The sequence below is a fragment of the Bradyrhizobium elkanii USDA 76 genome (genome assembly GCF_023278185.1).
In the GTDB taxonomy this organism is placed as follows: Bacteria; Pseudomonadota; Alphaproteobacteria; order Rhizobiales; family Xanthobacteraceae; genus Bradyrhizobium; species Bradyrhizobium elkanii.
Genome location: NZ_CP066356.1, coordinates 6,490,762 through 6,504,087 on the forward strand (window position 1 = coordinate 6,490,762; position 13,326 = coordinate 6,504,087).

The 13,326-nt window shown below is 65.7% G+C and carries 12 protein-coding genes; 4 read left to right on the top strand and 8 right to left on the bottom strand.

The features are described 5' to 3' along the window. Positions 1–10 precede the first annotated feature (10 nt). The 4 genes from JEY66_RS31250 to JEY66_RS31265 all read right to left on the bottom strand — a co-directional run bounded on the left by JEY66_RS31250 (position 11) and on the right by JEY66_RS31265 (position 3,092). On the bottom strand, positions 11–1,204 hold the full coding sequence (locus JEY66_RS31250; RefSeq protein ID WP_016842923.1) for an efflux RND transporter periplasmic adaptor subunit: 1,194 nt from the start codon (positions 1,202–1,204) through the stop codon (positions 11–13). Position 1,205: 1 nt separating this feature from the next. Next, positions 1,206–1,907, bottom strand: a complete 702-nt coding sequence (locus JEY66_RS31255) for a TetR/AcrR family transcriptional regulator (RefSeq protein ID WP_026192475.1) — start codon at positions 1,905–1,907, stop codon at positions 1,206–1,208. A 64-nt stretch (positions 1,908–1,971) separates the two neighbouring features. Beyond that, on the bottom strand, positions 1,972–2,562 hold the full coding sequence (locus tag JEY66_RS31260) for a thiamine pyrophosphate-dependent enzyme (protein WP_016842925.1): 591 nt from the start codon (positions 2,560–2,562) through the stop codon (positions 1,972–1,974). Continuing rightward, positions 2,559–3,092, bottom strand: coding sequence for a thiamine pyrophosphate-binding protein (locus tag JEY66_RS31265; protein ID WP_018270486.1), 534 nt, complete (start codon positions 3,090–3,092; stop codon positions 2,559–2,561). The genes JEY66_RS31260 and JEY66_RS31265 overlap by 4 nt, the downstream gene beginning before the upstream one ends. Before the next feature lie 204 nt (positions 3,093–3,296). Here JEY66_RS31265 and JEY66_RS31270 point away from each other — a divergent pair, with 204 nt between their 5' ends. The 4 genes from JEY66_RS31270 (at position 3,297) to JEY66_RS31285 (ending at position 8,638) form a co-directional block, all read left to right on the top strand. Then, positions 3,297–4,520, top strand: coding sequence for a cytochrome P450 (locus tag JEY66_RS31270; RefSeq protein ID WP_016842927.1), 1,224 nt, complete (start codon positions 3,297–3,299; stop codon positions 4,518–4,520). Between the two features lie 125 nt (positions 4,521–4,645). After that, positions 4,646–5,860, top strand: a complete 1,215-nt coding sequence (gene rocD / locus JEY66_RS31275) for an ornithine--oxo-acid transaminase (RefSeq protein ID WP_026192474.1) — start codon at positions 4,646–4,648, stop codon at positions 5,858–5,860. 606 nt (positions 5,861–6,466) lie between these two features. Then, positions 6,467–7,816: a Spy/CpxP family protein refolding chaperone gene (locus JEY66_RS31280; protein ID WP_240537044.1), complete on the top strand. Its 1,350-nt coding sequence runs from the start codon at positions 6,467–6,469 to the stop codon at positions 7,814–7,816. A 192-nt stretch (positions 7,817–8,008) separates the two neighbouring features. Next, complete coding sequence (locus tag JEY66_RS31285; RefSeq protein WP_240537048.1) at positions 8,009–8,638, top strand: potassium channel family protein; 630 nt, start codon at positions 8,009–8,011, stop codon at positions 8,636–8,638. Between the two features lie 46 nt (positions 8,639–8,684). On the opposite strand, the gene JEY66_RS31290 is transcribed toward JEY66_RS31285, so the two are convergent. From JEY66_RS31290 to JEY66_RS31305, 4 genes are read right to left on the bottom strand one after another with little or no spacing between them, the layout of a single operon-like run. After that, positions 8,685–9,548 (bottom strand): sugar phosphate isomerase/epimerase family protein, encoded by an 864-nt coding sequence (locus JEY66_RS31290; RefSeq protein WP_016846141.1) that lies wholly within the window; start codon positions 9,546–9,548, stop codon positions 8,685–8,687. Then, positions 9,548–10,756 carry a dihydrodipicolinate synthase family protein gene (locus tag JEY66_RS31295; RefSeq protein ID WP_018270485.1) on the bottom strand — a complete coding sequence of 403 codons (1,209 nt, stop codon included), beginning with the start codon at positions 10,754–10,756 and terminating at the stop codon, positions 9,548–9,550. Before JEY66_RS31295 ends, JEY66_RS31290 begins: the two co-directional genes overlap by 1 nt. Before the next feature lie 14 nt (positions 10,757–10,770). Further along, positions 10,771–11,922 (bottom strand): Gfo/Idh/MocA family protein, encoded by a 1,152-nt coding sequence (locus JEY66_RS31300; RefSeq protein WP_018270484.1) that lies wholly within the window; start codon positions 11,920–11,922, stop codon positions 10,771–10,773. Then, positions 11,919–13,325 carry a hypothetical protein gene (locus JEY66_RS31305; RefSeq protein ID WP_018270483.1) on the bottom strand — a complete coding sequence of 469 codons (1,407 nt, stop codon included), beginning with the start codon at positions 13,323–13,325 and terminating at the stop codon, positions 11,919–11,921. Before JEY66_RS31305 ends, JEY66_RS31300 begins: the two co-directional genes overlap by 4 nt. Position 13,326 lies beyond the last annotated feature (1 nt).

The window sequence follows — 13,326 nt, forward strand, 5'->3', positions numbered from 1 at the left end:
TGAATGAAGATCAGTAGCGCGGCGGTTCGGCCGGAACCGGCGGCGGCGGATCGGTCGAGATCGCAACCGCCATGCCCGACTGCAGCTTGATCTGGCCGACGGCGACGACCTTGTCGCCCGCCTTCAGGCCCTTGAGAATCTCGACACGGCCCTCGACGCGGTTGCCCGTCTTCACGAAGGTGCGGTCCGCGGTCAGGGTGGTCTTGCCGTCGTCGCCCTTCTTCTCGGTGATCAGGAACACCGAGTCGCCGTACAGCGTGTAGTCGACCGCGGTTTCGGGAATCGTCACAACCGGCGGCTTCCCGGGCAGCACGATCGTGGTGGTCGCGAACATGCCGGGCTTGAGGATGCTGTCCGGATTCTGGATCGTGGCCTGAACCCGGATGTTGCGGGTGTCGGTCGCGATCTGCGGCTCGATGGTCGTGATCTTGCCCTCGAAGGTGCGGCCCGGATAGGCGTCGACCGAGACACGTACGGCCTGGCCGACCTTGATCTGCGAGCTCTGCTTCTCGGTGACGGTCAGGTTGGCGTACAGCACCGACAGATCGGTCAGCGACACGATCTGGGTGCCGGCCGTCAGGTACTGGCCGACTTCGACCTGGCGCACGCCGAGATCGCCTTCGAACGGTGCGCGCACCAGCTTCTGCGAGATCAGCGCTTCGGTCTTGGCAATGCCCGCCTTGGCCTGGTCGTAGGCAGCCTGCGCGGTGTCGACGGTCGATTGCGGACCGAACTGGCGCGACGCGAGCTGCTTGGCGCGGTCGAGTTGCAGCTCGCCGACGGTCGCTTGCGCCTTGTAGTTGGCGAGGTCGCCCTGCTCCGGTGCGTCGAACAACTGCACCAGCGGCGTGCCGGCCTTTACATGGCTGCCGGCGGTGAACAGGATCTCGGTGATGCGGCCCGGCACGTCGGTCGTGACGTTGACCTGGTGCACGGCGACGAGATCGCCGACGGCGGTCAGCAGGTTCGGAATCACCTCGGTCTTCGCCTCGACGGCCGAAACGTTCGCCGGCGGCGGCTTATTGTTGGCAAAGAACTGCGCGATCATGTGGCTACGGAAGGCGTTGAAGCCGACCAGCGCACCGACGAGCAGGGCCAGCAACAGGCCTACGATGATGAACCAGCGCACCATGCGGACGGGACGCTTGGCTTGCTTCTCCTTGATCGGTTGCCCCGAGATGTGGCTTTCGGTCTGAATATTCATGTCATGCACTTTCTGCAGTTACCGACGGTCCTGCGATCGGCGACGGCTGGCGGCCCAAATGAGTTGAAATTGCGGCTTCGGTAAGTCCGATGCCGCGAAGGATGAATTGGCAAAGCTGCCGCTCGGCCGCGGCGGCATCACCGTAGGGGAGGCATGGTGTCGCAGGCAGCTGCGTCAGCGCACCCATCAGCACGGTATGGTGCGCAAACCAGAACAGGTTGAGCGGCTCGTCGCCGATCTTCGTGGCCTCGCCGGCGGCGATCGCCCGCTCGAGCGAGGCGGCGAAGGTCGGACCGATCAGCTTGCCGACCTTGTCGTAGAGCAGGCGCGCAAACTCGCCGTCGTCGAGATGGCTCGTCACCATCAACCGCATCCGCTGCGCCTCTTCCTGGTCCGGCGCATCACGCAACTGCATGAAGTGACCGACCATGCCTTGCACCAGCTCGACCAGCGTCGCGGTCGAGGGCTCCTGGCCGAGCAGATGCGCGAGATCGGGATCCGCCTCGCACTCTTCGGCTAGGATCTCGGCATAGAGCGCCGCCTTGGACGGGAAGTGCTTGAACAGCAGCCCTTCCGAAATGGCAGCCGCGGCCGCCACGCTCTTTGTCGTGGTGCCGGCAAAGCCGTTGCGGGCGAAACACCGCTTGGCGGCGCTCAGGATCAACTGACGCCGCAAGTCACTCGTCATGCGTAAGGTAGACATTTGGGTCGTGAGTAATCACTCACTTTACCAAAAGTCAAGGTTCTATTGCACCGCGAAAGCCACTTTAAATAGGAGTGTGGCCGATCGACCCTCTGATGCGGTTCACGAGGTAGGTGCCGTCGCGGCTGGACAGCACGCGCTCCAGATTGGCCCCGTCGATCTTCGCGCTGGCGAACCGCGGCCCCGCCGTAACGTCTTGCAAAGACGAGGCAAAAGCTTCGACCTCCGCCATCGTGCTGATCGCCCGGCTATCCCCGATTCCGCAGGCTTTGGCAACACCCACGAGGTCGGCGGTTCCGCCGGTGTGGCTGGCCTGGCCGCCGGTCTCGCCATAGGCCTCATTGTCCAGCACGATGATCGAGAGATTTTTGGGCTGCTGCAGGCCGACGGTGGCGAGGCTTCCCATCCCCATCAGCATCTCGCCGTCACCGGTGATCACGACGACCGGCAGCGTCGGCTGGGCCAGCGCAAGGCCGAGCCCGATCATCACGGCGCCGCCCATGCCGCCCCAGAGATAGAAGTTGCGGTCGTGGTCGCCGGCGGCGGCGATGTCATAGGTCGAGGCGCCGAGGCCGCCGACGGCAAAGGCGCCCTTGCGATCCTTCAGCAGTTCGGCAACGACGGCACGGCGGTCGAGGAGATTGGCTTTGCTCATTTGGTGAAGACCTTTGCCCCGATCAGGCGCTGCGACAGCAGGACGGCGGTCGGCGTGCAGGCGTTATAGGCCTGCGCTGCGCCGGCCTCGACGACTTCGCGGACCTCTTCAGGGTGCGAGGCGCGCAGCACCTTGATCCCGGACAGTTCGAGAATCCCCTGCGTGTTCGAGCCCATCGGCACCTGCCAGGGATTGAACTCGCCCCATTCGCCGCGCATCGTCACCAGCGTGAGGAACGGCAAGCGGAAGATCTGCACCAGCGAGAGCATGTTGATGCAATTGCCGACCCCGCTCGACTGCATCAGCAGCACGCCGCGCTGGCCGCCGGCCCAGGCGCCCGCGAGCAGCGCCACGCCCTCCTCCTCGGTGGTCAGCGCGATGCCGCGCATCGAGGACGACCCCAGCACCCGCTCGATCAGTTCTGAATGCCCGGCGTCCGGCACGTAGGGCACCTGACGCACCTCGAAGCGCTGCAATATCGAGAAGATCTCCTCGGGCCAGGAGGCCGCAGTGTCGGCACGGGCATGCATTGGCGTTTCCGGTCTTGTTGCTTGGTCGCGACTGTAGAGGGGCGCGCGCGCTTCATCAAAGCGCAAAACCGCATATGGCTCTGCGATTTGCTCGCACCACGCAACGCCCGGCGCGCTGTTCCCGGCGCCTGGCAAATTGTGTTGCGCGGCAGCGGCCCGCGGCTTACGATAGTTGCAAATGAAACTAATTGGGTTGGATGCGCCATGAACGGACACGCGTGCGAGCTGGCTGACGGCTTCGACCTCGAGAAGCTGACGCCGGAATTCTACGCCGACCCCTACCCGACCTATCGCGCGTTGCGCGAGAACGCGCCGGTCAAGCGGCTGCCGAACGGCTGCTATTTTCTCACCCGCTACGACGACCTCGTCGCCGCCTACAAGAACACCAAGGTATTCTCCTCCGACAAGAAGAAGGAGTTCTTGCCGAAATACGGCAACTCGCTGCTCTACGAGCATCACACGACCAGCCTCGTCTTCAACGATCCGCCGGCCCACACCCGCGTGCGGCGGCTGATCATGGGCGCATTGTCGCCGCGGGCGATCGCCGGCATGGAGCCTGACCTGATCGCGCTGGTCGACAGCCTGCTCGACCGGATCGAGACCCGCGACCGCGCAGAGCTGATCGGCGACTTCGCCTCGGCGATCCCGGTCGAGGTGATCGGCAATCTGCTCGACGTGCCGCACGACGAACGCGAGCCGCTGCGCGACTGGTCGCTGGCGATTCTGGGCGCGCTGGAGCCGGTGATCGGCAAGGACGCGTTCGACCGCGGCAATAATGCGGTGAAGGATTTTCTCGGCTATCTCGAAACGCTGGTTGAACGCCGCCGCGCCAGACCGGGCAATCCCGAACGCGACGTGCTGACCCGGCTGATCCAGGGTGAGGATAATGGCGAGCGGCTGACCGCGAAGGAATTGCTGCACAATTGCATCTTCCTGCTCAACGCCGGCCATGAGACCACGACCAATCTGATCGGCAACGGGCTGGTGACGCTCACCCAAAATCCGGATCAGAAGCAACGGCTGATCGCGCACCCCGAGCTCATCAAGACCGCGGTCGAGGAGATGCTGCGCTACGAAAGCTCGAACCAGCTCGGCAACCGCATGATCGTGGAAGAAACCGAGCTCGGCGGCATCACGATGCCGGCCGGCACGCTGGTCACGCTGTGCATCGGCGCGGCCAACCGCGACCCCGCGCAATTCCCCAATCCCGAAGGCTTCGACGTCGCGCGTACGCCGAACCGCCACCTCGCCTTCGGCACCGGCGCGCATCAGTGCGCCGGCATGGCGCTGGCGCGCCTCGAAGGCGCCGTCGCGATATCGCGGTTCCTCGAACGCTTCCCGAACTACGCGCTCGACGGCGAGCCGGTGCGCGGCGGGCGGGTGCGCTTCCGCGGCTTCCTCAGCGTGCCCTGCAGCATCAGCGCCTAAGACGACACATCGTCGCCTGCGAATTTGGCCGGCGACACACTTCCCTGTGGAGGAACTGATGCCCAAATCAACTGCAGGCACGATTTGATGTAATCTCTCGTGCGCTGCAGCGGGAGTGACGCATGATGAATGCATCGGTCACTGATTTCCTCGCAACCGAAGCGCAGTTCGGCACCTACAATTATGAGCCGATCGGGGTCGTGCTGTCCCGCGGCCAAGGCGTCTGGGTCTGGGATACCGATGGCAACCGGTATCTCGATTGTCTCTCCGCCTATTCGGCGGTGAGCCAGGGCCACTGCCATCCGAAGATCCTCGCCGCCATGATCGAACAAGCGCGTCGGCTGACGCTGACCTCGCGCGCCTTCCACAACGACCAGCTCGCTCCCTTCTACCGCGAGCTCGCGGAACTGACCGGCTCGCACAAGGTGCTGCCGATGAACAGCGGCGCCGAGGCGGTGGAGAGTGCGATCAAGTCGGTGCGCAAATGGGCCTATGAGGTCAAGGGCGTTCCGGACGGGCAGGCCGAGATCATCGTCTGCGCCAATAATTTCCACGGACGCACGCTCGGCATCGTCGGCTTCTCGACCGACCCCGGTTCGCGCGACCATTTCGGACCGTTCGCGCCGGGCTTCAAGATCATCCCATTCGGCGACGCCGCCGCGCTCGAGCAGGCGATCACGCCGAACACCGCGGCCTTCCTGGTCGAGCCGATCCAGGGCGAAGCCGGCGTCGTGATTCCTCCGCCAGGCTATTTCGCCCGCGTGCGCGAGCTGTGCACCGCGCACAATGTGATGCTCGTGCTCGACGAGATCCAGACCGGGCTCGGCCGCACCGGCAAGCTGCTCGCCGAGCAGCACGAAGGGATCGAGGCCGACGTGACGCTGCTCGGCAAGGCGCTGTCGGGCGGCTTCTATCCGGTGTCGGCGGTGCTTTCCAACAACGCCGTGCTCGGCACCTTGCGGCCCGGCCAGCACGGCTCGACCTTCGGCGGCAATCCGCTGGCCTGCGCGGTGGCGCGGGCGGCGCTGCGCGTGCTGATCGACGAGGGAATGATCGAGAACGCCGCGCAACAGGGCGCGCGCTTTCTCGCCGGATTGCAGGACATCCGCGCCAACGTGATCCGCGAGGTGCGCGGGCGGGGGCTGATGCTGGCGATCGAGCTGCACCCGGAAGCCGGCGGCGCCCGCCGCTACTGTCTGGCGCTGCAGGCGCGCGGCATCCTCGCCAAGGACACCCATGAACACACCATCCGGATTGCTCCGCCGCTGGTGATCACGGCCGATCAGGTCGACTGGGCGACGGAGCGGATCGCGGCGACCCTCACGCAGGATGTCTCCTGACGGTTCCCCGCGCCGGAAGACCGTAACGCCGGCCGTAGCCACAACGAACGAATCCGACGTCGGTGCGTTAAAGCACTGCGGGCGACTGTTGAACGGAGAGCTAAGCTCATGCTTTCCCGCAGCGCTTTGTTTGTTGTCTTTTCGATTGGCAGCTCGATGCTCGTGGCGCACGGCGGCGCATCCGCCCAGCCACACGGAAAGGGTCCACCGGCGGCAAGGCCGGCTGCACCGGCCGCGATGGCGCGTCCCGCCCCGATGGTACACGCCGCCCCGCCCGCAATGGCCAGGCCGCCCGCAATGGCGAGACCGCCTGCAATGGCACGGCCACTCGCGATGGCACGGCCGGCGCCACCCGCGTTCCACGCCCCGCAGCGACCGGCGATGGCGCTGCGCCCGGCACCGCATTTCGCCGCCCCGTCGGTGCGCCAGGCCCCCCATATCGCAGCGCCGCGTGTCGCAGCGCCACGCCCCGAATTCCGTCGCGGAGCACCGCAGCGTCAGGCTCCGCATATCGCGGCGCCGTCACGCCCGAGCCCACCGTCGCGCTTGAGCGAGCGGCCGTCGCCAACGGAGCGCGTTCAACAGCGCGCGCAGCAGCAACAGCAAATGATCCAGCAACGCCAGCAGGCGGCGCAGCAGCGGCAGCGTGACGCGCTGTCGCGCCAGACCACCGAGCGGCAGACCCGGATCGATCGCCTGCAGCAATTGCAGTCGCAAAAGGTGCAAGGCGCACGCGCGCAACGCGTCCATGACCGCGCCCTGCAGGCGCAGAACCGCCTGTTGCAGCGCGAGCAGCGTGCGCAGCAGGCCGAATTTGCCCGTCAGCAGCGATTGGCGCCGGCAGCGACGGTTGGGGCTGCGGTTGGCGCCGCGGTCGCGACCACGGCCGCGACGCAGGCGGCTCAGCGCGAGCGATTTGCCGCACACTTCCGCGAGCAGGCAAATGCGCAGAGCCAGGCAGGGCTTGCGGCGCGCCAGGGCGGCTGGGCGCCCCGGCATGCCTGGCGCCGCGGCAGCCACGCGGCCTTCGTGGCGTGGCTTGGGCCGGTGTTCTGGCCCTACGCCTATTCGGACATCTTTGACTACACGTTCTGGTCCTATGCCTACGAGCCCGGCTATTGGGCCTACGCCTATGACGACTTCGTCGACACCGTGTTCTGGGACACCAACACTCCCTACTCCGCCTATGCCAGCATCAACCCTGGCGACTATCGGGCGACCGCGGGTCGCGATTGGTCCCGTCAACGCAGCGACACGAGCCCGCAGGCACTCAAGCAGCTCTGCGGAGAGCCCGACAAGGGCGTCACGGCCTGGCCGCTTGCCGACATCGCGCGGGCGGTACGGCCGGACCAGCAGCAGCGGGCGTTGCTCGACGAGTTGAAGACATCAGCGGCAAAGGCCGCCGACATCTTCAAGGACTCCTGCACGGACAGCTATGCCATGACGCCCACCGGCCGCCTGCGGTCGATGCAGAACCGCATCAGCGCGACGCTCGAGGCGATCAAGATCGTGCGGCCGGCGCTGGAGAATTTCTACAGCTCGCTCAGCGACGAGCAGCAGGCCCGCTTCAATGCGCTTGGTCCACATGTCGGCGAGCGTTCGCCGCAGCAGCAGGAGGCGACCGCGCAAACCGGCAATTGCGGCGATTCGAAATCCGACCTGGCCCACCTGCCGATCAACCGGATCGCGGCCTCGCTTCATCCGGCGGGCAAGCAAAAGGAAGCGCTCGACCGCCTGAGCGATGCGACCACAAAAGCCATCGCGGACCTGCAGGCGGCCTGTCCGAACGACGTGCCGCTGACGCCGGTCGGCCGGCTGGAGGCGATGCAGCACCGGCTCGAAGCCATGCAAAAGGCCGCGAAGCTGATCGAGCCTGCACTGGATGAGTTCTATACGATGCTGAGCAGCGAGCAGAAAGCTCGCTTCAACACGCTGCAGCGGGTTGCGAGCCCCTGAGACGGCCGGCCGGCGATCCGGATCGCCGGGTGCGCCACGGAATGCCAGTCCCCCATCTTGCCTTTGCGGCCGGCGCGCAGCAATGTCTGCTACCGGCGTCCTGATGCAATGCCGAATGACGGGGCGGGAATGAAGCGCGGCTGGATGAGCACTGGCGAGCTACGCGAGCGCTGGGGCGATTCCTTATTGACAGTGCTCACTGTCCTGCTCGTGGTCATGATTTTCGTGGTGGCGCCGTTACAGGCGTTGGGCCTGTTCGAATTCCAGATTTTTGAACTCCTGCTCGCGCTGGTCCTGGTCGGCGGCGTCTTCCTGATGTCAGGCAGCGCGCTGGCGGTCGTCACGATGCTGGTCGCGCTCGTCATGATCGTCACGGGCGGAATCCTGAGACTACGCTCACCTTCAATTTTCGATCTCAACCTGTTCGCCGGATCCTGGCTGCTCGTCGGCCTCACCATGGCGGTGACGGTGGCGCGCGCGACGTTCGCGCCAGGCCGCGTCACCTATCACCGTGTGATCGGCGCGGTCCTGCTCTATCTCACGGTCGCCGTGATCTTCGCGGCGCTCTACACCTTTGTCGGCACGCTGAGGCCCGACGCATTTCCCGGCATGAAGGTGGAAGACAGTCCGACGCTGGCGAGCCGCGTCCTCTATTTCAGCTTCGCCACGCTCACGACGACAGGTTATGGCGACGTCGCCCCGCTGCATCCGATCGCGCGGAGCCTGTGCAATCTCGAGGCGATCTTCGGCCAGCTCTATCCGGCAACGCTGCTGGCGCGCCTCGTCACGCTGGAGATCGAGCACCGCAACGAAGAGTCCTGATGAGGCACGAGGCGCGCATGAAGCGCCGTGCCCACCTGACGGCGTCCTAAACCACCGTCCGGTGCCGCTCGATGCAGGTTCGCAGCACTTCGTCCAGCGGACGGCCCCACCAGTCGTTCGAGAAAATCTCGATCTCCGAATAGCCGGCAAAGCCCTGCGCCTCGACGGCGGCGCGCACCGATCTGATGTCGATGACGCCGTCACCCATCATGCCGCGGTCGTTGAGGATGTCCTTGGTCGGCACCAGCCAGTCGCAGACGTGGAACGCAAGCAGGCGATCCTGGCCGGCGCGCGCGATCTGGCCCATCAGCTCCGGATCCCACCAGATGTGATAGACGTCGAGCGCGACGCCGATCGCGCCGGTTCTGCCGGGATCGAGCGCGTCGCAGATATCGAGCGCATGCTTCGTGGTGTTCACGCAGGCGCGGTCGGCGGCATAGGCCGGATGCAGCGGCTCGATCGCTAGCGGCAGCTTTGCCAGCTTCGCATAATCCAGCATCTCGGCGATGCCGTCGTGCACCTGATGGCGCGCGGCCGCGATGTCCTTCGAATCCGCGCTGCCCGGCCGAGAATATTGCGGCAGGCCGCCGACCACCAGCACGATGCAGGAGGCGCCGAGTGCCGCCGCCTCGTCGACCGCGCGGCGATTGTCGTCGCGCGCCTCGCTGCGATGCGCGCCATCTGCCGTGAACATGCCGCCGCGGCAATAGCCCGACAGATCGAGCCCGGCATCCTTGACCGCGCGGACGGCGCGATCGAGGCCGACCGCTGCGACCTGGTCGCGCCAGGGATCGATGGCGCGGATGCCACGGCGCGCGCAGGCCTCGACGATGGCGAGAAGGTCGCCCTGCCTGCGAACGGTCGCCGTGTTCAGCGACAGCCAGCGGTGGTCATTGGAGAAATCGCGCATCAGGCGTCGATGCCGCGGGTGGCCAGGATCGTCGCCATCCGCCGCGTCGCGGCTTCCGGATTGGCGAGCAGCCCGGCCTTGTCGGCGAGCCGGAACAGCTCGGCAAGATGCAAGGTCGAGCGTGCGCTCTCCTGCCCGCCGACCATGGTGAAGTGATCCTGGTGCCCGTTGAGATAGGCCATGAACACGATGCCTGTCTTGTAGAAGCGCGTCGGCGCCTTGAAGATATGGCGCGACAACGGCACCGTAGGTCCAAGCACATCGTGGAAGCCGGCCTCATCGCCCGCGGCGAGCCGCGACAGCGCATAGGACGCTGCCGGGGCGATGGCATCGAAGATGCCGAGCAGCGCGTGAGAAAATCCCTTGTCGTCGCCGGCGATCAACTCCGCATAGTTGAAGTCGTCGCCGGTATACATCTTCACGCGCGGATCGAGGCGGCGCCGCATGTCGATCTCGCGCTGCTTGTCGAGCAGCGAGACCTTGACGCCATCGACCTTGGCCGCATTGGCGTTGATGATCGCAACCGCCGTATCCATCGCCTTGTCGAGATCGGCCGTGCCCCAGTAACCCGATAGCGCGGGATCGAACATGTCGCCGAGCCAGTGGATGATCACGGGCTCACGGACCTGCGACAGCACGCGGTCGTAGACCCTGGCGTAGTCGTCAGCGCTCTTGCCGAGCTTTGCCAAAGCGCGCGAGGCCATCAGGATGATGCGACCGCCAGCCTTCTCCACTGCTGCGATCTGCTCCTCATAGGCACGGATCACATCGTCGATCGACCTGGCGTCCTCGACCGCGAGATGGTCGGTGCCGGCGCCGGAGAACACCAGTGCATTGCCTTTGGCCTTCGCCGCCTGCACCGAGCGCTGGATCAGTTCGAGCGAGGTCGCCCAGTCCAGCCCCATGCCGCGCTGCGCCGTGTCCATGGCTTCAGCGACGCCGAGGCCGAGGTCCCAGACGTGCTCGCGAAACGCGATCGTCTTGTCCCAGTCGATCGCCGCGGCCAACCAGGGATCGACGTCGGCGCGCGGATCGGCCACCACATGCGCGGCCGAGAACGCCACGCGGTTCAGCGTACCCTCGAGCTTCGCCGGAAAGGTCCGCGACGCCGCGAGGCGATAGGTCTCGAGGCCGCCATCGGCGGTCGGCAGTTTCAGCGACAGGGATGACTCTGTCAGGGCAGGCTTGGGCAGGACTGGCTTGTTCATGGCAAGGTCCTTTCTCAGACCGATATCGGGGCGACGTCGATCCAGCGCCGCTCCTTCCAGCTCTTCAGCGCGCATTCCGCTAGCTGCACGCCCTTGGCGCCTTCGAGCAGGGTGTATTTGTAGGGCGCGTCCTCGCAGACATGGCGGATGAACATCTCCCACTGCTCCTTGAAGCCGTTGTCGTAAACGACGTTCTCAGGCAGCTTCTGCCAGTCGGCATAGAAATCGTGCATCCGCTTCTCGTCCGGATTCCATACCGGCCGCGGGGTCGCCTGACGTGCCTGGATCACGCAGTCGGTGAGGCCCGCCACCGCCGAGCCATGGGTGCCGTCGACCTGGAAGGTGACGAGGTCGTCGCGGTAGACGCGCGTCACCCAGCTCATGTTGATGTGCGCAATGACGCCGCCCTTCAGGCGGAAGGTGGCGTAGGCGGAATCATCGGCGGTCGCCTGGTATTTCTTGCCCTTCTCGTCATAGCGCTCGGGGATGTCAGTCGTGCCGAGGCAGGTCACGCTCTCGACTTCGCCGAACAGATTGTCGAGCACGTAGCGCCAGTGGCAGACCATGTCGAGGATGATGCCGCCGCCGTCCTCGGCGCGGTAATTCCACGACGGCCGCTGCGCTTCCTGCCAGCCGCCCTCGAACACCCAGTAGCCGAACTCGCCGCGCACCGAGAGCATGCGGCCGAAGAAACCGGAGTCGCGCAGGAAAGCGAGCTTCTTCAGGCCCGGCAGGAACAGCTTGTCCTGCACCGTGCCGTGCTTGAGGCCCTTGGCATTGGCGAGCTTCACGACCGCAACAGCCTCTTCAAGATTGGTCGCGATCGGCTTCTCGCAATAGACATGCTTGCCGGCATTGATCGCCTTGGTCAGCAGCGAGGGCCGCGCCTGCGTGGTGGCGGCGTCGAAGAACACCGTGTCGCCCTTGTCCGCGAGCGCGCGATCGAGATCGGTGGTGTGCCGTTCGATGTTGTAGCGTTTTGCCAACGCGCCGACCTTCTCGGCATCGCGGCCGACCAGGATCGGATCGGGCATGACGCGGTCGCCGTTCGCGAGCTGCACGCCGCCCTGCTCGCGGATCGCGACGATCGAGCGGATCAGATGCTGGTTGAGCCCCATCCGGCCGGTGACGCCGTTCATGATCAGGCCGAGGCGCTTGGTCGTCATACTGTCTGCTCCTGCGAAACGCGTGGTGTTGGCCGCCTGAGCGGCTGCATGGTGGACCAGTCCGGATGGACCGAACTGGCAAAGCCCGGCGCGGCGGCGATCGATCCGGTCAGCAGATCACCGTCATGGATCGCGAGGCGGACCTTGCCGCCCGCGCGCGTGTAGAGATCGGGATGCGCGGTGAGGAAGGCGTCGGCCTCGTCAGCCGGCGTATCGGCAAAGCCATCGACATAATGGTGCCCGTTGCGCTCGGCATGGATGACGCCGATCAGCGCGCCGAGCGCAAGGTCCTGCTGCACGCCGAGCCCGGCCTGGCAGGTCAGGTCCTCGCCGCTGATGAAATAGCCGCCGCTCTCAGCGCTCCACGTCGCCGCGCGGGTGGCGTTGACGATCGACTTGTAGATGCCCTTGCACGATTTGGAGGAGATGCCGCGATAGCCCAGCGCGCGCGCCTGCGGGAATGCATCATAGCAATCGTCGGCCTCGTCGATGATGAAGCCGTGCGCCGCCAGTTTCCCGAGCGGCGAGGCTCTTGTGATATCGCGCGGCATCGGCTGCTCGATATAGAGCAGGTTTGCCCTGATCGGCTGCAACGCCGCGTCATGGTCGAGCCGGTCGACCAGCGCGCTCAGCGCGGCAAGGTCGGCATATTGCTCGTTGGCGTCGAGCGTGATCCTGGTTGCGTAAGGCAGCTTCGCAAGCTCGCTGCCGATCCGCGCCAGCCGCGCCGCGTCATGCGCGGGATCGCCGTTCAGCTTGAGCTTGAAATAGCGCGCACCGGCGGTCTCGTTGCGGTCGGCGACGCCGCCCTCGCCTTCAATTTTGTCGTCCATTCCGACCGTGTGCCTGACGGCGACCCGCTCGAGCCGTTTGCGTGTAGAAAGGAACCGCGCAATCGCGGCATCGTCGACATCCGGCGTCAGCCGCGCGTCGATGCCGGCGATATTGCCGGCCATGCCGTCGAAGAAATTCGCGCCGGCCGCGCGCAGCAGCGCATCCAGGATCGCCTTGTCGATCTCGGCCGGGCCGAATCCGGCGGCAAGTGGAGGAATGTCTTCCACAGCGCAGGCCGCGACCTGCGGGCCGATACGTTCGGCATGGAGGCCGAACGCGGTCTCAAAACCCCTGTTCGCAAGATAGAGCTCGCGCGCAACCGCAAGCGAGCGGCGAAGTCCGTCGAGCGACTGCGCTTCGGTCAGATGCGGCCGCTTGTCGAACCATTTCGGCGCCAGCATCTCGGCGCCGGCGCCGGTAGCGCGACCCTTTCCCTCCACCTCGATCTCGACCCGCGCGAACATCTGCGTCGACGCGGTGATCGTCACCGCGCCGAAGCGGAACGGCCGGGCGAACACCAGCGGCCGTTCGAAGAACGCGATGTCGTTGACTTTGAGGCGAAGCGGCATT

Bases quoted from the DNA above. Each gene is read 5' to 3' on its own strand.
- JEY66_RS31250 (WP_016842923.1), bottom strand. From the start codon at position 1,204: ATGAATATTCAGACCGAAAGCCACATCTCGGGGCAACCGATCAAGGAG.
- JEY66_RS31255 (WP_026192475.1), bottom strand. From the start codon at position 1,907: ATGTCTACCTTACGCATGACGAGTGACTTGCGGCGTCAGTTGATCCTG.
- JEY66_RS31260 (WP_016842925.1), bottom strand. From the start codon at position 2,562: ATGAGCAAAGCCAATCTCCTCGACCGCCGTGCCGTCGTTGCCGAACTG.
- JEY66_RS31265 (WP_018270486.1), bottom strand. From the start codon at position 3,092: ATGCATGCCCGTGCCGACACTGCGGCCTCCTGGCCCGAGGAGATCTTC.
- JEY66_RS31270 (WP_016842927.1), top strand. From the start codon at position 3,297: ATGAACGGACACGCGTGCGAGCTGGCTGACGGCTTCGACCTCGAGAAG.
- rocD (WP_026192474.1), top strand. From the start codon at position 4,646: ATGAATGCATCGGTCACTGATTTCCTCGCAACCGAAGCGCAGTTCGGC.
- JEY66_RS31280 (WP_240537044.1), top strand. From the start codon at position 6,467: ATGATCCAGCAACGCCAGCAGGCGGCGCAGCAGCGGCAGCGTGACGCG.
- JEY66_RS31290 (WP_016846141.1), bottom strand. From the start codon at position 9,548: ATGCGCGATTTCTCCAATGACCACCGCTGGCTGTCGCTGAACACGGCG.
- JEY66_RS31295 (WP_018270485.1), bottom strand. From the start codon at position 10,756: ATGAACAAGCCAGTCCTGCCCAAGCCTGCCCTGACAGAGTCATCCCTG.
- JEY66_RS31300 (WP_018270484.1), bottom strand. From the start codon at position 11,922: ATGACGACCAAGCGCCTCGGCCTGATCATGAACGGCGTCACCGGCCGG.
- JEY66_RS31305 (WP_018270483.1), bottom strand. From the start codon at position 13,325: ATGCCGCTTCGCCTCAAAGTCAACGACATCGCGTTCTTCGAACGGCCG.